The 21,116-nt window shown below is 72.9% G+C and carries 16 protein-coding genes; 7 read left to right on the plus strand and 9 right to left on the minus strand.

The window, feature by feature from the left end:
- Positions 1-15: 15 nt before the first annotated feature.
- From ABT092_RS12100 to metH, 3 genes are all read right to left on the minus strand, one after another.
- A complete protein-coding gene (locus tag ABT092_RS12100) occupies positions 16-1,620 on the minus strand; it encodes an ABC transporter substrate-binding protein (RefSeq protein ID WP_351242646.1) in 1,605 nt (534 codons plus the stop codon).
- A gap of 519 nt (positions 1,621-2,139) precedes the next feature.
- Entirely contained in the window at positions 2,140-2,838 is a 699-nt protein-coding gene (locus ABT092_RS12105; RefSeq protein ID WP_351242648.1) for an HAD family hydrolase, read from the minus strand.
- A 224-nt stretch (positions 2,839-3,062) separates the two neighbouring features.
- A complete protein-coding gene (metH, locus tag ABT092_RS12110; RefSeq protein ID WP_351242650.1) occupies positions 3,063-6,584 on the minus strand; it encodes a methionine synthase in 3,522 nt (1,173 codons plus the stop codon).
- Between the two features lie 501 nt (positions 6,585-7,085).
- Here metH and ABT092_RS12115 point away from each other — a divergent pair.
- From ABT092_RS12115 to ABT092_RS12145, 7 genes are all read left to right on the plus strand, one after another.
- A complete protein-coding gene (locus ABT092_RS12115) occupies positions 7,086-7,853 on the plus strand; it encodes an IclR family transcriptional regulator (protein WP_351242652.1) in 768 nt (255 codons plus the stop codon).
- A 235-nt stretch (positions 7,854-8,088) separates the two neighbouring features.
- Positions 8,089-8,859 (plus strand): MIP/aquaporin family protein, encoded by a 771-nt coding sequence (locus ABT092_RS12120; RefSeq protein WP_351242654.1) that lies wholly within the window; start codon positions 8,089-8,091, stop codon positions 8,857-8,859.
- An 84-nt stretch (positions 8,860-8,943) separates the two neighbouring features.
- The gene (gene glpK / locus ABT092_RS12125; protein ID WP_351242656.1) at positions 8,944-10,494 is read left to right on the plus strand and encodes a glycerol kinase GlpK; all 1,551 of its coding nucleotides are present in this window, start codon (positions 8,944-8,946) and stop codon (positions 10,492-10,494) included.
- Between the two features lie 56 nt (positions 10,495-10,550).
- Positions 10,551-12,167, plus strand: a complete 1,617-nt coding sequence (locus ABT092_RS12130; protein WP_351242658.1) for a glycerol-3-phosphate dehydrogenase/oxidase — start codon at positions 10,551-10,553, stop codon at positions 12,165-12,167.
- 280 nt (positions 12,168-12,447) lie between these two features.
- Positions 12,448-13,551 carry a PAC2 family protein gene (locus ABT092_RS12135; protein ID WP_351242660.1) on the plus strand — a complete coding sequence of 368 codons (1,104 nt, stop codon included), beginning with the start codon at positions 12,448-12,450 and terminating at the stop codon, positions 13,549-13,551.
- A gap of 128 nt (positions 13,552-13,679) precedes the next feature.
- Positions 13,680-14,048, plus strand: a complete 369-nt coding sequence (locus tag ABT092_RS12140; protein ID WP_351242662.1) for a YciI family protein — start codon at positions 13,680-13,682, stop codon at positions 14,046-14,048.
- Positions 14,041-15,315 (plus strand): RNA polymerase sigma factor, encoded by a 1,275-nt coding sequence (locus ABT092_RS12145; RefSeq protein WP_351242664.1) that lies wholly within the window; start codon positions 14,041-14,043, stop codon positions 15,313-15,315. The genes ABT092_RS12140 and ABT092_RS12145 overlap by 8 nt, the downstream gene beginning before the upstream one ends.
- A gap of 60 nt (positions 15,316-15,375) precedes the next feature.
- Here ABT092_RS12145 and mshC read toward each other — a convergent pair whose 3' ends face one another.
- From mshC to ABT092_RS12175, 6 genes are all read right to left on the minus strand, one after another.
- On the minus strand, positions 15,376-16,605 hold the full coding sequence (gene mshC, locus ABT092_RS12150) for a cysteine--1-D-myo-inosityl 2-amino-2-deoxy-alpha-D-glucopyranoside ligase (RefSeq protein WP_351242666.1): 1,230 nt from the start codon (positions 16,603-16,605) through the stop codon (positions 15,376-15,378).
- Positions 16,606-16,655: 50 nt separating this feature from the next.
- Entirely contained in the window at positions 16,656-17,450 is a 795-nt protein-coding gene (locus ABT092_RS12155; RefSeq protein WP_351242668.1) for an SCO1664 family protein, read from the minus strand.
- Positions 17,447-18,037, minus strand: coding sequence for a DUF3090 domain-containing protein (locus ABT092_RS12160; RefSeq protein ID WP_351242670.1), 591 nt, complete (start codon positions 18,035-18,037; stop codon positions 17,447-17,449). Before ABT092_RS12160 ends, ABT092_RS12155 begins: the two co-directional genes overlap by 4 nt.
- 94 nt (positions 18,038-18,131) lie before the next feature.
- On the minus strand, positions 18,132-18,836 hold the full coding sequence (locus tag ABT092_RS12165) for a histidine phosphatase family protein (protein ID WP_351242672.1): 705 nt from the start codon (positions 18,834-18,836) through the stop codon (positions 18,132-18,134).
- 33 nt (positions 18,837-18,869) lie between these two features.
- Complete coding sequence (locus ABT092_RS12170) at positions 18,870-19,649, minus strand: ferritin-like domain-containing protein (RefSeq protein ID WP_351242674.1); 780 nt, start codon at positions 19,647-19,649, stop codon at positions 18,870-18,872.
- Between the two features lie 269 nt (positions 19,650-19,918).
- Positions 19,919-20,974, minus strand: coding sequence for an LLM class F420-dependent oxidoreductase (locus ABT092_RS12175; RefSeq protein ID WP_351242676.1), 1,056 nt, complete (start codon positions 20,972-20,974; stop codon positions 19,919-19,921).
- Positions 20,975-21,116 lie beyond the last annotated feature (142 nt).

Below are 21,116 nucleotides of genomic sequence, written 5' to 3' on the forward strand. Positions count from 1 at the left end.
GGGGGTCAGAGGGAGTCAGCCGCTGACTCCGCGGCTCAGCTCCCACAACTGAAGGTTCGACGAGGAGTCGAGTGCCCATTCGGCTCCTTGGACGTCGTCGCGCGCGGCCACGTACTGCCGGCCTTGCCACAGGGGCAGTACGGGAACGTCCTCGGCGACGATGTCCTGGATCTCCTCGATGCTGCGCGACGCGCCCGTGCGGTCGGCCTCCCGGCGCGACCGGGGGATCAGGTCGTCACGGATGGCGCTGTTCACGTACGGCAGCGCGAGGAAGTTTCCCTTGTCGAGGAAGGGGGCGAGGAAGTTGTCGGCGTCGGGGAAGTCGGGGAACCATCCGAGGCCGTACACCGCGTACGTACCGTCGAGTTCTTCGGCGCGGAACTTCTTCCATTCCGTGCCCTTGACCTCGACGTCGAACAGACCACTGGCGTTGAGTTGCTTCTTCAGCACCGCGAACTCCTTCGCGGTGCCGGGGCCGTAGTGGTCGGTGGTGTAGTGCAGGGTGAGCTTGACCGGTGTGGTGACACCCGCCTTGCTCAGGATCGAGCGGGCCTTGTCGGTGCTCGGTGCGCCGTACCGGTTGAAGAAGGCGCTGGAGTGTCCGGGGAGGGTGACCGGAACCAGGGAGTACAGCGGGTCCGCCATCTCCCCGTACACGGTGGAGGTCAGTGCGCCGCGGTCGACGAGTTGGGCCATGGCCTGCCGGACCGCCTTCTTGCGGACCCCGGGCGCCTCGGTGTTGAAGCCGAGGTAGCGGATCTCCAGCCCGGGCGTCTCGACCAGCTTGACGTCCTCGTCGGCGCCGTCGGACAGCTTCTTGATCTGCTCCGGGGACATGGTGCGGGTCATCAGGTCGATCTCGCCCGCGTCGAGCGCCGCGCCCATGGCCCCGGCGTCCACGAACGGACGGAGTTCGACCTTGCCGTTCTTGGGCGTGTGCTGGCCCCGGTACTTCTCGTTCTTGGTGAACACGGCCTTGGTGAGACGGCCGTCCTTCGTCTCGGCCTCCAGGGTGTACGGCCCGGAACCGTCGACGCGGAACCCCTCGCGGAGCCGGTCACGGGGGTACTCCTCGGGGTGCACGATCCCCGCGACGGGGGTGGCGAGCTTGAACGGGAAGGTCGCGTCGGGGGTCTTCAGATGGAAGATGACCTTCTTGTACCCCTGGGTCTCGACGGTGTCGATGGTGTTCAACAGGCTGGCGACACCGCTGGACGACTTGATGCCCAGGACCCGGTCGATGGAGTACTTGACGTCGGTCGCGGTGACGGCTTCGCCGCCCGCGAAGGTGAGGCCGTCGCGCAGGGTGCACTCGTAGCGCTCGTTGCCGGTGTCGGTGAAGGCGCAGCTCTCGGCCGCCTCCGGTACCGGTTCGCCGCCGCCCCGTTCCATCGTCATCAGCGTCTGGAGGGTCTGCCGCAGCAGGTTCCAGGAGCCCGCGTCGTAGGCGTGCGCCGGGTCGAGGGGACCCGGGGAGTGCTCGGTCGCCGCGAAGGAGTCGGTGGTGCCGACGGTGATCGCGTGACCCTTCCGGTCCCCGCCGCCCGGCTCGCCGCATCCGACGAGGACCGGAGTGAACAGGCCGAGGACGGCCGGCAACACCAACGTCTTGCGGTTCATGGGCGGGGTTCTCCAGAGCGGTTGCTCCCGGACGTCGGCGGGGGGTGTGGGCGGCGTCCGGGATTCCGGTGATGTTCTGGCGACGACCCTAGTCCGATGCGCCCCTTTCCCCGGACCGGGCGGTTCCCCTCCTCCATCACGCTCCGGAACCGGCGGTCGACGGACCGAACAGCGGGGCGGCGGAAGGTATCGTGCACCCTCCCCCCAATCGGGACACATGGACCCGACCGCGGGTCGCCCCCGGAGACGCTCCGCAGGGGATGGGCGCCCCGATCACACCCAGCGATGTGTCAAAGCTCACAGGGGCGCGCACGGCGATCCGTCGGGCCCTCCCCCCATCCACCGGCATATTCCACCCGAAACGGTCACATGACATGCACAGTTGATGGTTTCATCACCTGCGCGGGGCCGGGAACGGTCGGAAGCGCACCGGTCGGAAGCGCCTGCGACCGGCGCCCGCCGACACCCACGGTGACGGCGGGCACGGCCCCCGGCGGCGGTTGCCGGGGGGACGGGGGTTCAGTTCGGGCTCATCAGGTCGTGGAGGAAGGCCAGGTCCACGTCCTCCAGGGACGTGACGATCGTGCGGCCGGCGGCGGCCAGGATCGGGGAGACCGAGGGCACGACCACCACCCGGCAGCCCGCGGCCTCGGCGGCGGCGACCCCGGTGGCGGCGTCCTCGACGACGGCGCAGCGGGTCGGGTCGACGCCCAGCCCCGCCGCGGCCCGCAGATACGGGTCCGGGAAGGGCTTGGTCCGCTCCACCTCGTCCCCGGCGACCGTCAGGTGGAAGTTCTCGTGTCCGAGCGAGTGCAGGACCCGGTCGATGACCCGGCGGTGCGAGGCCGAGACCAGGGCGGTGGGAACCCGGTGGGCGGCCAGCTCGGCGAGCAGCCGCGTCGCGCCCGGCATCAGCGGCAGCGCGCGGCTGATGCGCCGCTCGAAGCCCTCGTTGAGCAGCACGGTCAGTTCGGGGAGCGTGATGTCGGCGCCGGTCGCCTCGATGAGGAACCCCGCGCTGCGGGACATGGGTCCGCCGACGACGACCGTGCGCCAGGCGTCGTCCAGCCGGTGCCCGAGCGCGGCGAAGACCTCCGCCTCCGCCTCCCACCAGATGCCCTCGGTGTCGACGAGCGTGCCGTCCATGTCGAGGAGGACGGCCTGGAGCGCGGAACCGTCGGAAGGTCGACTGCCGAACGCGGGAACCGTGGTGGTCATCCGGGCACCTCCGGGAGGGACGAAGAGGCCGGCTGCGGTTCCGCGGAGGATCCCTCACGAACGGGCAGCCGGCCTGCACTGGACAGACCAGTGTACGACCTCGGGGCGCGGCACGCCGGACGGAAGCGGGCCGGGTCCCGGTCCGTCCGGCCCGCGGGCCGGAAACCGGGTGCGCGGCCGGTGGCGTCCGGGGGGACGCCACCGGCCGCACCGGTCGACCCGGTTCAGCGGGCGTTGAAGTACTTCGCCTCCGGGTGGTGGATCACGATGGCGTCGGTGGACTGCTCGGGGTGCAGCTGGAACTCCTCGGAGAGGAGCACGCCGATCCGCTCCGGCTCCAGCAGCCGGGCGATCTTGGCGCGGTCCTCCAGCTCGGGGCAGGCCCCGTAGCCGAGCGAGAAGCGGGCCCCGCGGTACTTCAGCGCGAACATGTCCTCGATGCCGGCCGGGTCCTCCCCGGCGAAGCCCAGCTCGGAGCGGACCCGGGCGTGCCAGTACTCGGCCAGGGCCTCGGCGAGCTGCACGGAGAGCCCGTGCAGCTCCAGGTAGTCGCGGTAGGCGTTGGCCTCGAAGAGTTCGGCGGTGGCCTCGCCGATCCGGGAGCCGACGGTGACGACCTGGAGGCCGACCACGTCGACCTCGCCGGACTCCTCGGGGCGGAAGAAGTCGGCCAGGCACAGGCGCCGGCCCCGGCGCTGGCGCGGGAAGGTGAAGCGGGTGCGCTCGTTGCCCTGCTCGTCCAGGACGACCAGGTCGTCGCCCTTGGAGACGCACGGGAAGTAGCCGTACACGACGGCCGCCTCCAGCAGGTTCTCGGTCTGGAGCTTGTCGAGCCAGCCCCGCAGTCGGGGGCGGCCCTCGGTCTCGGCCAGTTCCTCGTAGCTGGGGCCGTCACCGGCGCGGTTCTGCTTCAGCCCCCACTGCCCCTTGAACAGGGCGCCCTCGTCCAGCCAGGAGGCGTACTCCTTGAGCTGGATGCCCTTGACCACCCGGGTGCCCCAGAACGGCGGGGTCGGCACCGGGTTGTCGGTGGCGACGTCGGAGCGGACGGCGCCCTCCTCGGGACGGTCCTGTGCGACGGGGGCGGCGGCGGCCCGGACCCGGCGCTGCTTCAGCTCGGGCAGCGCGGCTCCCGGCACCCCGCGCTTGACGGCGATCAGCGCGTCCATCAGCCGTAGGCCCTCGAAGGCGTCCCGGGCGTAGCGGACCTCGCCCTCGTAGATCTCGTGCAGGTCCTGCTCGACGTAGGCGCGGGTGAGGGCGGCGCCGCCGAGGATGACCGGGTAGTCGGCGGAGAGCCCGCGCTGGTTCAGCTCCTCCAGGTTCTCCTTCATGATCACGGTGGACTTCACCAGGAGGCCGGACATGCCGATGACGTCGGCGCGGTGCTCCTCGGCGGCCTCCAGGATCGCGGAGACGGGTTGCTTGATGCCGATGTTGACGACGTTGTAGCCGTTGTTGGACAGGATGATGTCCACGAGGTTCTTGCCGATGTCGTGGACGTCCCCGCGGACGGTGGCGAGCACGATGGTGCCCTTGCCCTCCGCGTCCGACTTCTCCATGTGGGGTTCGAGGTGGGCGACCGCGCCCTTCATGACCTCGGCGGACTGGAGCACGAACGGCAGTTGCATCTGGCCGGAGCCGAAGAGCTCGCCGACGACCTTCATGCCGTCCAGCAGGGTCTCGTTGACGATGTCGAGCGCCGGACGTTCGGCGAGCGCGGCGTCGAGGTCGGCCTCCAGCCCGTTCTTCTCGCCGTCGATGATGCGGCGCTTGAGGCGCTCGTCCAGCGGCAGCGCGGCGAGTTCCTCGGCCTTGCCCGCCTTCATCGACTTGGTGTCGACGCCCTCGAAGAGCTCCAGCAGCCGCTGGAGGGGGTCGTACCCCTCGGCCCGGCGGTCGTAGACCAGGTCGAGGGCGACCTTGACCTGTTCCTCGTCGAGCCGGGCGATGGGCAGGATCTTGGAGGCGTGGACGATGGCCGAGTCGAGGCCGGCCTTGACGCACTCGTCGAGGAAGACGGAGTTGAGCACCAGTCGGGCGGCCGGGTTGAGGCCGAAGGAGATGTTGGACAGCCCGAGGGTGGTCTGCACGTCCGGGTGGCGGCGCTTGAGTTCGCGGATGGCCTCGATGGTGGCGACGCCGTCCTTGCGGGACTCCTCCTGGCCGGTGCAGATGGTGAAGGTCAGGGTGTCGATGAGGATGTCCGACTCGTGGATGCCCCAGTTGCCGGTGAGGTCGTCGATGATGCGCTCGGCGATCTCGACCTTCTTCTCGACGGTGCGGGCCTGCCCCTCCTCGTCGATGGTCAGGGCCATCAGGGCGGCGCCGTGCTCCCGGGCGAGTGCGGTGACCCTGGCGAACCGGGACTCGGGGCCGTCGCCGTCCTCGTAGTTGACCGAGTTGATGACGGCCCGTCCGCCGAGCTTCTCCAGCCCGGCCCGGATGACCTCGACCTCGGTGGAGTCCAGGACGATCGGCAGGGTGGAGGCGGTGGCGAAGCGGCCGGCCAGTTCCGCCATGTCCGCGACGCCGTCGCGGCCCACGTAGTCGACGCACAGGTCGAGCATGTGGGCGCCCTCGCGGATCTGCTCCCGGGCGATCTCCACGCAGTCGTCCCAGCGTCCGTCGAGCATGGCGGTGCGGAACTTCTTGGAGCCGTTGGCGTTGGTGCGCTCGCCGATGGCGAGGTACGAGGTGTCCTGTCGGAAGGGCACCGTCTGGTACAGCGAGGCCGCGCCGGGCTCCGGGTGCGGTGCACGGGCGGGCGGGGTGACGCCGCGGACGCGTTCCACGACCTGGCGCAGGTGCTCGGGGGTGGTGCCGCAGCAACCGCCGACCAGGGAGAGCCCGTACTCGCGGACGAAGGTCTCCTGCGCGTCGGCGAGTTCGGGGGCGCCGAGCGGGTAGTGGGCGCCGTCCTTGCCGAGCACGGGCAGACCCGCGTTCGGCATGCAGGAGAGCGGGATGCGGGAGTTGCGGGCGAGGTAGCGCAGGTGCTCGCTCATCTCGGCGGGGCCGGTGGCGCAGTTCAGCCCGATCATGTCGATGCCGAGCGGCTCCAGGGCGGTGAGCGCGGCGCCGATCTCGGAGCCGAGCAGCATGGTGCCGGTGGTCTCGACGGTCACCGAGCAGATGATCGGCAGCCGGCCGCCGGTGGCCTCCAGTGCGCGGTGGGAGCCGAGGATGGACGCCTTGGTCTGGAGGAGGTCCTGGGTGGTCTCGACGATGAGGGCGTCCGCCCCGCCGGCGATGAGCCCCTCCGCGTTGCGCTGGTAGTAGTCGCGCAGCGTGGTGAAGGGCGCGTGTCCCAGGGTGGGCAGCTTGGTGCCGGGGCCGATGGAACCGAGCACCCAACGCTGCTGGCCGGTGGCGGTGGTGAACTCGTCGGCGACCTCGCGGGCGATGCGGGCGCCCGCCTCGGACAGCTCGAACACCCGCTCGGGGATGTCGTACTCGCCGAGGGCGGAGTAGTTGGCGCCGAAGGTGTTGGTCTCGACGCAGTCGACGCCGACCCCGAAGTACGCCTCGTGGACGGTGCGGACGATGTCGGGGCGGGTGACGTTGAGGATCTCGTTGCAGCCTTCGAGGTCCTGGAAGTCCGCGAGGGTGGGGTCCTGTGCCTGGAGCATCGTGCCCATGGCGCCGTCCGCGACCACGACGCGGCTGGCGAGGGCTTCTCGCAGGGCGTCGGTGCGGGCTCGGCTGTCGGCGGGCACGGCGGACGGGTGGGGCGACGAGGCCATGTGAGGGGCTCCCTGGGATGCGACGGCTGTCGGCTTTGCGACTCCACGGGGAAGTCGCACGTGCCCAGGGTAACCGGGAGGCCGGGGAGCGCGCGGGGCGCGTCCACGGGGCGGACGTGCACACAGGGCGCACGCCCCCCTCGGGGCGTACGCGGGGCGGCTTCCCGTGGTCACCGGTTCGGGGCCGGCGGGACGGCCGCCGGCTGGGCCGATCGAGGGCATTCGGTCCGCCGCTCGGGTGGCGTGCTCCGCACCCGATCCACCGGGCCGCGCGCGCCCGGCGGCCGGGAGCGCGGCGGATGCGGACCGGGGCGGTCCGCGCGCCGCCGGGGCGGCGGACGTCCGGCGGTGGTGGCATCGGGTGTCACCCTCGCCTCCGGGCGGGTGGAAACATACGTGGACCGTTCGACATCCCCGGACGACGAAGACCGATACTGTTCAGCATCGTCGAACGCGCTACGCGGGCGGCGGCGAGTGGACCAGAGAACGGAGAAGGCTGCGATGGCCAGGAACATCCAGTCGCTCGAACGGGCCGCGGCGGTGTTGCGCCTGCTCGCCGGCGGTGAGCGACGACTCGGCCTCTCGGACATCTCCTCCGCCCTCGGCCTCGCCAAGGGCACCGCCCACGGCATCCTGCGGACCCTCCAGTCGGAGGGCTTCGTCGAACAGGACCAGGCGTCCGGCCGCTACCAGCTGGGCGCCGAGCTGCTGCGGCTCGGCACCACCTACCTCGACGTCCACGAACTGCGGGCGCGCGCCCTGGTGTGGACGGACGACCTCGCCCGGTCCAGCGGCGAGAGCGTGTACCTCGGCGTGCTGCACCAGCACGGGGTGCTGATCGTGCACCACGTGTTCCGTCCTGACGACAGCCGACAGGTGTTGGAGGTGGGGGCGATGCAGCCGCTGCACTCCACGGCCCTGGGCAAGGTGCTCGCGGCCTACGACCCGGTGGCGCACAGCGAGGCGCTGGAGGGGGAGCGCAAGGCGTTCACCCCGCGGACGGTGTGCGACGCGGAGGGCTTCGAGGGCCTGCTCGACCTGACCCGCGCCCGGGGGTACGCCTCCGACGTCGAGGAGACCTGGGAGGGCGTGGCCTCGGTGGCGGCGCCGATCCACGACCGGCGCCGGATGCCGGTGGGCGCGGTGGGCGTCACCGGCGCGGTGGAGCGGGTCCGCGGAGCGGACGGCGCACTGCGCCCCGAGCTGATCGCCTCGGTGCGCGAGTGCGCCCGGTCGGTCTCCCGGGACCTGGGCGCGGGCCGCTTCTGACCCCGGGCCGCCCCCCTCCTCCTCTCCCCCGCCCCACGGACGGGGGGCGCTCCGCCCTGCGCCGACGCGCTTGGGCACCCGCCCCCGGGACCGTCGGGGGACGCGCTCGGCGATGACGGAACCCTTGACGCGCCGATGACGCCGGGTGAGACTCCCGTCCATCGGTCGGCATTGTCGAACACCTAACGGCAATAGGCGTTAGGGTGTGGCGACACAAGCAACAAAGGAGTCGCGGGTGTCCACCTCCGACATCTTCATCGGCGAGACGATAGGCACCGCCGTCCTCATCCTGTTGGGCGGTGGTGTGTGCGCCGCGGTCACCCTGAAGCGGTCCAAGGCCAGGGACACCGGCTGGCTGGTGATCGTCCTCGGCTGGGGCCTCGCGGTGATGACCGCGGCCTACCTCGCCGGCGGGGTCTCCGGGGCCCACCTCAACCCCGCGGTCACCCTGGGCCTCGCCGTCCAGGGCGGCACCGATTGGGGCGACGTCCCCGCCTACGCCGCCGCCCAACTCCTCGGCGCGATGCTCGGCGCCGTGCTCATGTGGCTGGCGTACTACGGCCACTTCCAGGCGCATCTGACCGACCGGGACCTGGTCGGAGCACCCGGCAGCCGGGACCCCGCGGCGCCCGGCCCGGTCCTCGGGATCTTCTCCACCGCCCCGGAGATCCGCAACGCGGTGCAGAACGTCACCACCGAGGTCCTCGCCACCGGCGTCCTGGTCCTCGCGATCCTCACCCAGGGCCTGAACGCGGATGGCGACGGGCTCGGCGTCCTCGGGGCGCTGATCACCTCCCTGGTCGTGGTGGGCATCGGCCTCTCCCTGGGCGGCCCCACCGGCTACGCCATGAACCCGGCCCGCGACCTCGGCCCCCGCGTCGTCCACGCCCTGCTCCCGTTGCCCAACAAGGGCGGGTCCGACTGGAGCTACGCATGGGTACCCGTGGTGGCCCCGCTGATTGGCGGGGCCGCCGCGGGCGGTATCTACAACATCGCCTTCGCGTAGTCACCGAGACCCGCGCGCACCAGAACCAGCGAGACACGCACGGCCCGGGCCGACCGCCCGGGGCCCGGAACCAGGAGCAGAACCGTGACCGACGCCGCCACCGCCCCCACCGGCCCGTTCATCGCCGCGATCGACCAGGGCACCACGTCCAGCCGCTGCATCGTCTTCGACCGGGACGGCCGGATCGTCTCCGTCGACCAGAAGGAGCACGAACAGATCTTCCCCAAGCCCGGCTGGGTGGAGCACGACGCCACCGAGATCTGGACCAACGTGCAGGAGGTCGTCGCCGGAGCGATCCGCAAGGCGGGCATCACCCGACAGGACGTGCTCGCCATCGGCATCACCAACCAGCGCGAGACCACGCTGCTGTGGGACCGGAACACCGGCGAGCCGGTGCACCACGCCATCGTCTGGCAGGACACCCGCACCGACGGGCTCTGCAAGGAACTGGGCCGCAACGTCGGCCAGGACCGGTTCCGCCGCGAAACGGGCCTGCCGCTCGCCAGCTACTTCTCCGGGCCCAAGGCCCGCTGGCTGCTGACGAACGTGCCGGGGCTCGCGGAGCGCGCCGAAGCCGGGGACATCCTCTTCGGCACCATGGACAGCTGGGTGATCTGGAACCTCACCGGCGGCGTCAACGGCGGACGGCACGTCACCGACGTCACCAACGCCTCCCGCACCCTGCTGATGAACCTGCGCACCCTCCAGTGGGACCCGAAGATCGCGGCGTCCATCGGGGTGCCGATGCAGATGCTGCCCGAGATCCGCTCCTCCTCGGAGGTGTACGGCGAGGTCACCGGCGGCGCCCTCGGCGAACTGCTCGGCGGCATCCCGGTCGCCTCCGCCCTCGGCGACCAGCAGGCGGCCCTGTTCGGACAGACCTGCTTCAGCGTCGGCGAGGCCAAGTCCACCTACGGCACCGGCACGTTCATGCTGATGAACACCGGCGACAAACTCATCAACTCCTACTCCGGCCTGCTCACCACGGTCGGCTACCGCATCGGCGAACAGGACCCGGTGTTCGCCCTGGAGGGCTCCATCGCCGTCACCGGCTCGCTGGTGCAGTGGATGCGCGACCAGATGGGCCTGATCAACTCCGCGGCGGAGATCGAGACCCTGGCCTCCTCCGTCGAGGACAACGGCGGCGCCTACTTCGTCCCCGCCTTCTCCGGGCTCTTCGCCCCGTACTGGCGCTCCGACGCCCGCGGGGTGATCGCCGGCCTGACCCGGTACGTCACCAAGGCCCACATTGCCCGCGCCGTGCTGGAGGCCACCGCCTGGCAGACCCGGGAGATCACCGACGCGATGACCAAGGACTCCGGCGTCGAACTGACCGCGCTCAAGGTCGACGGCGGCATGACCTCCAACAACCTGCTGATGCAGACGCTCTCCGACGTCCTGGACGCGCCCGTGGTGCGGCCCATGGTCGCCGAGACGACCTGCCTCGGCGCGGCCTACGCGGCCGGCCTCGCGGTCGGCTTCTGGCCGGACACCGACGCCCTGCGCGCCAACTGGCGCCGGGCCGCCGAGTGGACGCCCCGCATGGACGCGGAGAAGCGGGAGCGCGAGTACAAGAGCTGGCTCAAGGCCGTCGAACGGTCCATGGGCTGGATCGACCACGCAGAAGAGAGCTGACCCCCGGCGCCGCCGGGCCACCCCCGGCGGCGCCCCGCACGACGAGGAGCACCACCATGACCACCCGACCGGGCGCCGCCTACCCCACCCTCGGACTGCACCCGCCCGCCGGCTCCACCCCCAGCCGCGCGCAGACCCGGGAGCAGTTGTCACGGGCGACGTACGACCTCCTGGTCATCGGCGGCGGCATCCTGGGCATCTCCACCGCCTGGCACGCCGCCCAGTCCGGACTGCGGGTGGCCCTGGTGGACGCCGCCGACTTCGCCGGCGCCACCTCCTCCGCCTCCTCCAAACTGCTCCACGGCGGGCTGCGCTACCTCCAGACCGGCGCCGTGAAGCTGGTCGCCGAGAACCACCTGGAACGACGTGCGGTCTCCCGCGAAGTGGCGCCCCACCTGGCGAACCCGCTGACCTTCTACCTCCCCGTCTACAAGGGCGGCCCGCACGGCGCGGCCAAGCTCGGCGCGGGCGTCTTCGCCTACTCGGCGCTCTCCGCCTTCGGCGACGGCGTCGGCCACCTGCTCTCCCCCGCCCGGGCCCGGCGGGACGTGCCGGAGCTGCGCACCGAGAACCTGAAGGCGGTCGCGGTCTACGGCGACGGCCAGATGAACGACTCCCGGATGGCCCTGATGACGGTGCGCGCGGCGGTGGAGGCCGGAGCGGTGGTCCTCAACCACGCCGAGGTCACCGGCTTGCGCTTCACCCGGGGCCGGGTCACCGGAGCCGAACTCAAGGACCGGCTGGAGGGCACCGAGTTCGGCGTGGACGCACGGCTGGTGCTCAACGCGACCGGTCCGTGGGTGGACCGCCTGCGGCGGATGGAGGACCCGGGCGCGGCCCCCTCGGTACGGCTCTCCAAGGGCGCCCACCTGGTCCTCAAGCGCACCTCGCCCTGGCGCGCGGCACTGGCCACGCCCATCGACAAGTACCGCATCACCTTCGCCCTGCCCTGGGAGGACATGCTGCTGCTCGGCACCACCGACGAGGCGTTCGAGGGCGACCCGGCGGACGTGGCGGTGACCGAGCGGGACACCGCCCAGATCCTCGACGAGGCCGCCTTCTCGGTGCGGGACCGCCAGCTGGACCGCTCGCTGATCACCTACGCCTTCGCGGGGCTGCGGGTGCTGCCGGGCGGGCCGGGCGACACCTCCAAGGCCAAGCGGGAGACCGTGGTCAGCGAGGGCCGCGGCGGCATGCTGTCGGTGGCCGGCGGCAAGTGGACCACGTTCCGGCACATCGGCCGCACCGTGGTGGAGAAGCTGGCCGCGCTGCCCGGCCGACCGCTGGGCGAGGACATGGAACCGGTGTCGGCACTGCCCGGCCGGCTGCCGCTGCCCGGCATCGCCAACCCCCGGGCGGTGGCGCACCGGCTGCTGGTCGACGGCCCCGCCCCGGGCCCGCGGATGGCCGCCGACACCGCCCGCCACCTGGCCACCCACTACGGTTCCCTCGCCTTCGACGTGGCCCGGCTCGCCAACGAGGACCCCGCGCTGGCCGAGCGCATCCACCCGGACGCCCCCGAGGTGTGGGCCCAGGTGGTGTACGCCCGCGACCACGAGTGGGCCGTGACCGTCGACGACGTGCTGCGCCGCCGGACCACGCTGACCGTCCGCGGACTGGACACCGAGGAGGTCCGGTCCCGCACCCGGCGACTGCTGGAGGCCCGCCGCTGAACCGACGCGCGGGGTCCGCCGTCGCCCCCGGCGGCGGACCCCGCGCCGGGTGGCCCGGGCGCGCCCCCGCGGTAGCGGACCGGGCAGGTCCGCCCCGTGCGGGCGGAAGCACTGCGGAAACGGTTCGTGCAGCCGGTGTGCCGGTTCGCCGTGCCGGGTGTCACGGGGCGTTGACCGGGGCAGTGTCCGTTCACTCCCCCGTGCAAGGGCCCTGCGGTGGGGTGCTCCGATGGCCGTAAGGTTGGGGCGTACGCAAGGGCTTGTCGGAAGGAGGCGCTGGGTGATCGAGCTCGACGGGGTCCCCGAGCTGATCGACCCGGTCATGGTGGCCGCGTTCGAGGGCTGGAACGATGCCGGTGACGCCGCCTCCACCGCGGTGGCGCACCTGGACAAGGAGTGGAAGGGCGAGGTCTTCGCCGCGCTCGACGCGGAGGACTACTACGACTTCCAGGTCAATCGTCCCACGGTGTGGTTGGACGGCGGCGTACGGAAGATCACCTGGCCGACGACCCGGCTCTCCGTGGTGCGGATCGGCGGGGACAAGCCGCGGGACCTGGTCCTGGTCCGGGGGATCGAACCCTCGATGCGGTGGCGGTCCTTCTGCAACGAACTGCTGGGCTTCGCCCATGAGTTGGGCGTGGAGCTGGTGGTGATCCTGGGCGCCCTGCTCGGTGACACCCCGCACACCCGGCCGGTGCCGGTCAGCGGGGTCACCTCCGATCCGGACCTGGCCCGCACCATGGACCTGGAGGAGACCAAGTACGAGGGCCCGACCGGGATCGTCGGCATCCTCCAGGAGGCGTGCACCCACGCGGGGGTCCCCGCGGTGTCCCTGTGGGCGGCCGTCCCGCACTACGTCTCGCAGCCCCCGAACCCGAAGGCGACCCTGGCCCTGCTGAACCGGCTGGAGGACCTGATCGACCTGCGCATCCCGCTCGGGGATCTCCCGGAGGACGCCCGGGCCTGGCAGCTCGGGGTGGACCAGCTCGCCGCCGAGGACTCCGAGGTGGCGGAGTACGTCCAGACCCTGGAGGAGGCCAAGGACACCGCGGAGCTGCCGGAGGCGTCCGGCGAGGCCATCGCCCGCGAGTTCGAGCGCTATCTGCGGCGCCGGGACGGCGGCGGCGGTTCCGCGGCCACCGCACCGGGTCTCGCGACCGAGGGCGAAGCCGGGGCGTACCTGCGGGAGACGCCCGGCGAGCGCACCCGTCCGCCCCGACCGCAACGGGCGGCCGAGGGGACCGAGCCCGCGGAGCCGGTGGAGCCCGGCAACGAGCAGCCCCCGGCCCAGGACCAGCCGAAGGACGGCGGCGGGGACGCCCCGTCCGGCTCGGAGGACGGCCCGGACGGCCCGGCCGGCCCGGACCCGACGCCGGAGGACTGAGCCCGGCCCGGTCGTCCTCCGGGTCCGGAAGAATTTCCCGGCGGGGTTGTCGATCCGGTGGGGTCCCGTTCGTCGTACGGGTGTACGGCGGGTCGGCCGCCGGACACCATGACGACGGGAGACCGACCGTGAAGTACATGCTGCTGATCCAGGCGGGCGCCGAGGGAACGACGGACGGCGCCGCCGCCGACCCCGGATGCGAGGTCGCGGAGTGGATCGCCTACACCGAGGCCGTCCGGGACGCGGGGATCTACGTGTCGGGCGAGGCCCTCGCGGACCTCGTCACCGCCACCACCGTGCGGGTCGACGCCGCGGGCGGGCGGAGCGTGACCGACGGGCCGTTCGCCGAGAGCCGCGAGGTCCTCGGTGGCTTCTACGTCATCGACGTGCCCGACCTGGACACCGCCCTGGACTGGGCCGCCCGCTGTCCCGGGGCCCGCGGCGACGGTGCCGTCGTGGTCCGGCCGGTGGCCGGCGACGGCGACTTCGGTGACTGAGGGGACGACCGCGGCGGGCAGGGACCGGAGCGCCGCCGACCGGGCGGTGGAGAAGGTGTTCCGCGAGGAGCACGGACGGCTGTTGGCCTCCCTCGTCAACCGGTTCGGGGACCTCGACCTGGCCGAGGAGGTCGCCGCCGAGGCCGTCGAAGCGGCCCTGCGGCACTGGCCCGAGGACGGGGTCCCCCGCCGGCCCGGCGCCTGGCTGCTGACCACGGCCCGGCGCCGTGCCGTGGACCGGCTGCGGCGGGACCGGACGTACGCGGCCCGGCTCGCGGTCCTGGGGGTCGACGCCGACCGGGCCGCCCCGGCCCCGCCGGCAGACGCGGACCGGGACCTGCCCGACGAGCGGTTGCAGCTGTTCTTCACCTGCACCCATCCGGCGCTGCCCGCGGACGCCCGCGGCGCCCTGGTCCTGCGCTGCCTCGCCGGGTTGACCACCCCGGAGGTGGCCCGGGCCCAGCTCGCGTCGGAGGCGACGACGGCCCAGCGGATCGTCCGGGCCAAGAAGAAGATCCGCGAGGCCCGCATCCCGTTCCGGGTGCCGGGCCCCGACGAACTGCCGCAACGGCTGCCCGGAGTGCTCCAGGTGCTCTACTCCCTCTTCACCGAGGGGTACGCGGCCAGCGGCGGGCCGCGGTTGCAGAGGTCGGACCTCGCCGAGGAGGCGATCCGGCTGACCCGGCTGCTGCGCCGGCTACTCCCCGGGGAACGGGAGGTCACGGGGTTGCTGGCGCTGATGTTGCTGGTGCACGCACGGCGGGCGGCGCGCACCGGCCCGGACGGCGCCCTGGTCCTGATGGCGGACCAGGACCGTGGGCGCTGGGACCGGCCGATGATCGAGGAGGGGCTCGCCCTGGTGCCCCCGGCGCTCGCCCCGGGCCCGCCCGGACCGTACGCCGTACAGGCCGCGATCGCCGCACTGCACGACGAGGCGCCCGACGTGCCGGGCACCGACTGGCCGCAGATCGTGGCCCTGTACGACGTGCTGTCGGCGCTCGCCCCGTCCCCGGTCGTCGCGCTGAACCGGGCGGTGGCGGTGGCCATGCGGGACGGCCCCGGCGCCGGGCTCCAACTGTTGGACGCCCTCGCCGAGGAACCCCGGTTGCGCCGCCACCACCCCTACCCCGCGGCCCGTGCGGAACTGCTGGCACGGCTCGGCCGACGCGCCGAGGCCGCCGCGGCCTACCGCGCGGCCCTCGCCCTCGCCGGCACCGAGCCGGAACGGGACCACCTGCGGCGACGGCTGCGGGAGGTGGGGGGCTGAGACCGGCCGGGCCCCACTCCGTGGAGTGGGGCCCGGCCGGGCGGGTGCCGCGCCGGACGGTTACAGGGCGACGCCCAGCAGGGCGTCGACGGCGCGGGAGACCACCCCGGGCGCGCCCTCGTCGGTGCCGCCGTGCTCGGCCTGCGCCGCAGCCCAGCGGTCGACGGCGGCCAGGGCGGCGGGGGCGTCCAGGTCCTCGGAGAGGGCCGCCCTGATCTCCTCGACCAGGGCCTCGGCCGGCGGTCCGTCGGGACGGGACACCGCGGCGCGCCAGCGTCCGAGGCGGGCCACCGCCTCCCGGAGGACCTCGTCGGTCCACTCCCAGTCGGCCCGGTAGTGGTGGGCGAGCAGGGCGAGCCGGATCGCGGCCGGGTCGACGCCCTCGCGGCGCAGGGTGGAGACGAAGACCAGGTTGCCCCGGGACTTCGACATCTTCTCGCCGTCCAGGGCGACCATCCCGGCGTGCACGTACGCCCGGGCGAAGGGGTGCTCGCCGGTGAGCGCCTGGGCGTGCGAGGCGCCCATCTCGTGGTGCGGGAAGGCCAGGTCGGAGCCGCCGCCCTGGACGTCGAAGCCCATGCCGAGGTGGTCCAGGGCGATGGCCACGCACTCGATGTGCCAGCCGGGCCGTCCGGGGCCGAGGGAACCGCCGTCCCAGTGGGGTTCGCCCTCGCGGGCGGCCATCCACAGCATCGGGTCGAGCGGGTTCTTCTTGCCGGGGCGGTCGGGGTCGCCGCCGCGTTCGGCGGAGAGCAGGCGCATGGCGGCGGCGTCGAGGTGCGACACCTCGCCGAAGTGCGGGTCGGACTCGACGGAGAAGTAGACGTCGCCGTCGAGTTCGTAGGCGGCGCCGGCGTCCCGGAGGCGTTCCACCAGGGGGACGATGCCCGGTATGGCCTCGACGGCGCCTATGTAGTGCTGCGGGGGGAGCATCCGCAGGGCGGTCATGTCCTCGCGGAAGAGGGTGGTCTCGCGGTCGGCGAGCGCCTCCCAGTCGACGCCGTCGCGTTCGGCCCGCTCCAGCAGCGGGTCGTCGATGTCGGTGACGTTCTGGACGTAGTGGACCTGGCGCTTGGTGTCGAGCCACACGCGCTGGACGAGGTCGAACGCGTTGTAGGTCGCCGCGTGACCCAGGTGGGTCGCGTCGTACGGGGTGATCCCGCAGACGTAGATGCGGGCGACGGGACCGGGGGCGACGGTGACGAGGCCGCCGGTCGCGGTGTCGTGTATCCGGAGGTCGCGGCCCCGACCGGGCAGGGCGGGGACCTCTGAAGCGGGCCAGGCATGCATGACATGAGCGTAACCGGACGGTGCGTCCGCTACACCGGGCGGCCGGGGGTTTACACCGGCGGCCACGGGATCGCGGGCCACTGGCCGCCGGGCAGGGGGTGGGTGCCGGAGGCCAGCAGGGCGGCCACCCTGGCCCGGGTGGCCTCGATCTCCGGCCCGGCGAGCAGCGCCCCCAGCCGTGTGGCCAGGGGCTCGCCGGGTTCCAGTGCGGCGGCGAGGGCGGTGAGCGCCGCCACGGCCTCCCCGGTCAGCGGCTCGCCCGCCCAGCCCCACAGCAGGGTGCGCAGCTTGTCGTCCGTGTGGAAGGTCACTCCGTGGTCGATGCCGTAGAGGTGCCCGTCCGCAGCGGGCAGCAGGTGGCCGCCCTTGCGGTCGGAGTTGTTGATCACGGCGTCCAGGACGGCGAGCCGGCGCAGCCGGGCGTCGTCGGCGTGTACCAGCAGCGCGGTGCGGCCGCCGCCGACGTCGGCGCGGCCGACCGCCTTCCAGCCGGGCTCGGGCTCGTCCGCGTCGACGAGGGCCAGCAGGTCCTCCCCCGTCGCCCCGGGGGCGCCGTCGACCCACAGCTGGCACATGCCTTCGCCGTACGGGCCCCCGCGCAGCACGGTGGGCGGCACCAGGTCCCAGCCGAGGGCCTCGGACACCGCGTAGGAGGCCACCTCCCGCTGGGCGAGGGTGCCCTCGGGGAAGTCCCAGAGCGGGCGCTCCCCCGCGACGGGCTTGTAGATGCAGGCGGCCCGCTCGCCGTCGTGTTCGACCGTGCAGTACAGGGCGGCGTTGGACGCCTCCTGGATGCGTCCGCGGACCGTCAGCTCGCCCCGGGCGAGCAGCTCGGTGACGGTCATGCCCGGCGACGGTATCCGTTCTGGCGGGGGCACACGTGTCCCTCGGGGTCGAGCGGCAGGCTGCACAGCGGGCAGGGCGGACGGCCCGCGTTGACGACCTCCAGGGCCCGCTTGGCGAAGGCCCGGGCCTGGGCGCCGGAGAGCCGGACGCGGAGCATCGGGGGCCCGTTCTCCTCGTCCTGGAGGAGGCGTTCCTCGGCCTCCGCGAGGTCCTCCTCGGACTCCGCGTCGAGTTCGACCAGCGCCTGCGCCTCGACCACCATCCGCTGTTCCTCGCCGTCCCAGGCCAGGGCCATGGTGCCGACCCGGAACTCCTCCTCGACGGGGGCATCGAGGGGGGCGGTGTCGGAGACCTCGGCGGGCGCCACGGCGGGCACCGGCGCGCTGCCGCCGCTGCGCCGTACGACCTCGTCCAGCAGTTCGTCCATGCGTTCCGCGAGGGCGGCGACCTGGGTCTTCTCCAGGGCGACGCTGGTGACCCGGGAGCCGGACGACGCCTGGAGGAAGAAGGTGCGGCGCCCTGGCAGACCGACCGTGCCGGCCACGAAACGCTCCGGCGGGTCGTAGAGGAACACCTGACGGGACACGTCCTGTCTCCCTTGGGATCTCGACGGGCCGATCAGGGGATCGACCGGGGGTGGCTGCGTTGCTCCGACCGCTTCACCCTACTGCGGCCGGCGATCACGGCGCGCCCGCGCCTCCCCCCACCTCCGCGGTGCTGTCGGTGCCGGCGGCCGGGGGGTGCGGGTGGTCGCGGGGTTTGAGCGAGGCGAAGTCCCCGGTGTCCCCGAGCCGGACCAGGAAGGGGCGCAGGGGGGTGTAGCGGATCACGGTCACGGAGCAGGGCTCCACGGACACCCGCTGGAAGAGGTCGAGGTGGAGGCCGAGGGCGTCGGCGACCAGCGCCTTGATGATGTCGCCGTGCGAGCACACCAGGTAGGTGGCGTCGGCGCCGTGCTCCTCGACGATCCGCGCGTTCCACTCCCGGACGGCCTCGGCGGCCCGGGTGGCCATGGCCCGCATCGACTCGCCGCCGGGGAAGGCGACGGAGGAGGGGTGCTGCTGGACGGCGGCCATCAGCGGCTCGTCGTTGAGCTCGGCCAGCTTGCGGCCGGTCCAGTCGCCGTAGTGGGCCTCGCCGAGGCGGTCGTCGACGTGCTCGACCAGGCCGGGGCGGGCGGCGAGGAGCGGTGCCGCGGTCTGCCGGCAGCGTTCGAGGGGGCTGCTGACGACGGCTGCGAGGGGGACGCCGTCGAGCCGCTCGGGCAGGCCGGCGGCCTGGGCGGTGCCGTGTTCGTCGAGGGTCACACCGGGGGTCCAGCCCGCGAGCAGGGCCGCGGCGTTGGCGGTGGAGCGTCCGTGCCGGACGAGGATCAGCGTGGGCATGCCGACAGCCTAGGTCGACGGGGCCCGGTGGGGTCAGGCGAACTCGGTGGCGGGGCCGCCGAGGGCGTCTCGGCGTTCCGGCATGCTGAGGGAGACCATCCGTCGCCAACCCACCGCGCGCTCGTAGGCGTACACGGCGTGGATGCCGGCCGCGAGGGCCGCGGCCTTGGCCCGGGACCAGCCGAGGATGCGTCCCATGTGGGCCATGACGGCGAGGCTGACGTCGCGGTAGACGAGGATCTCGGCCCGGGCGCACTCCCGCAGGGTCCGCTGGATGTTCCGGCCGTGTCCGGCGCGGGCGAAGCGGAGCAGTTCCTCGTGGCAGTAGGCGAGGTGGTTGTCCTCGTCGTGGGAGATCATCCGGACCGCGCGGCCGAGGTCGGGGTGGTCGCCGAAGAGCCGCAGCAGCAGTTCCATCTGTTCGGAGGCGCGCTGCTCGGTGACGCGGCTGTGGGAGAGGTAGGTGACGACGTCCTGGACGGTCAGGGGTTCGTCCCGGTGGAGCTTGTCGTGGGCGAGGCCGATGCCGCGGCCCTCCAGCAGCATCGTGTAGTCGGTCTCCCGGGGCACGTCGACGGGGGTGAGGCCGCGCTTCTTCAGCAGGGCGTTGAAGATGCGCCCGTGCTTGTCCTCGTCGGCGCCGTGCCGCACCACCTTGGGGGCGAGGTCGCGTTCGGCGGCGGGGATGAGGGCGGCGATGCGGGCGTTCTCCCAACCGCCCTGGGATTCGCCGCTGGCCGCGATGGAGCAGAACAGCCGGAACGACTCGTCGTTGTCGAGGATCTCCTGGAACAGGCTTCTGGCCGAGAGCATGACTGCCACCTCCGTGCAGGGTTCCGCGCAGAACGAGTCAAATGCGGGCGGCCTCGGACGGCAACAGGTGTGGGTGCGCACTCGGCCGAACGGGGGACGGGTGCGTGCGGCGCGGTGAGTAACCGTGCGGGTGGTGGCGCGTTGTGCTGGGTGACGGCCGTGGCGGGGAAGACCCCCGAGCCCCCACCACGGCCGCGGAGCCTCCTCGCGCGCCCCGCCCTTCCCGGTCCGCGCGGACCGGGAAGGGCGGGGCGCTGCCGCGGGCGGGTTCAGCCGAGTCCGGCCCGCTCCAGCGCCCGCGCCCCGGTGCGCAGGGCGGTCAGCCGCTCGTCGAGGGTGCGTCCGGCGGGGGCCAGGGTGAGGGTGGTGACCCCGGCGGCGGCGTAGGCGTGCATCCGGTCGGCGATGCGGTCCGTCGAACCCAGCAGGGTGGTGGAGTCGATCAGTTCGTGCGGTACGGCCGCGGCCGCCCCGTCCTTGTCGCCGGACAGATAGCGGTCCTGGATCTCGGTGGCCTCCCGCTCGTAGCCCATGCGCCGGGCGAGCCGGTTGTAGAAGTTCTGCCGGCGGCTGCCCATGCCGCCGACGTAGAGCGCGGTGTGGGGGCGGAAGACGTCGGCGAGCGCGGTGAGTTCGCGGTCCCCGCCGACCGCGAGGGGCAGCGTGGGGCAGACGTCGAAGCCGTCCAGGGTCAGTCCGGCCTTCTCGCGCCCGGCCCGCACGTGTCGGATCGCGGTCTCCTCCAGGTGCTCGGCGGAGGCGAGGACCAGGAGGGCGCCGTCGGCGATCTCACCGGTCTGTTCCAGGTTCTTCGGGCCGATCGCGGCGATGTAGAGCGGGATGTGCGGCCGCTCGGGGTGCACGGTCAGCTTGAGCGGCTTGCCGGGGCCGTCGGGCAGCGGCAGCGTCCAGTGCCGGCCCCGGTGGGTCAGGCGTTCGCGGCTCATCGCCCGGCGGACGATGTCGACGTACTCGCGGGTGCGCGCCAGCGGCTCGTCGAACTTCACCCCGTACCAGCCCTCGGAGACCTGGGGGCCCGACACCCCGAGGCCGAGCCGGAACCGACCGCCGGACAGCGCGTCGAGGGTGGCGGCGGTCATCGCGGTCATCGTCGGCTGACGGGCCGGGATCTGGAGGATCGCCGAGCCGACGTCGATCCGCTCGGTGTGGGCGGCGACCCAGGCCAGCACGGTCGGCGCGTCCGAGCCGTACGCCTCGGCGGCCCAGCACACGGCGTAGCCGAGTCGGTCCGCCTCCCGGGCCACCGCGAGGTTGTCCCCGTCCGCTCCCGCGCCCCAGTAGCCGAGGTTGATGCCGAGTTGCATGACCGATGCTCCTTACTGGCGAGTAACGTCGTGTCCGGGGAACCCTAGCGCGCCCCGCCCCGCCCGTCAGGACGGTGGCGACGACGGGCGCCGGAGGGAGCGCGGCACCGGTCGGTCCCGTTGTCATCGGTTATCCACAGGT

Source organism: Streptomyces sp. NPDC002490 (genome assembly GCF_040296045.1).
Lineage (GTDB): Bacteria > Actinomycetota > Actinomycetes > Streptomycetales > Streptomycetaceae > Streptomyces.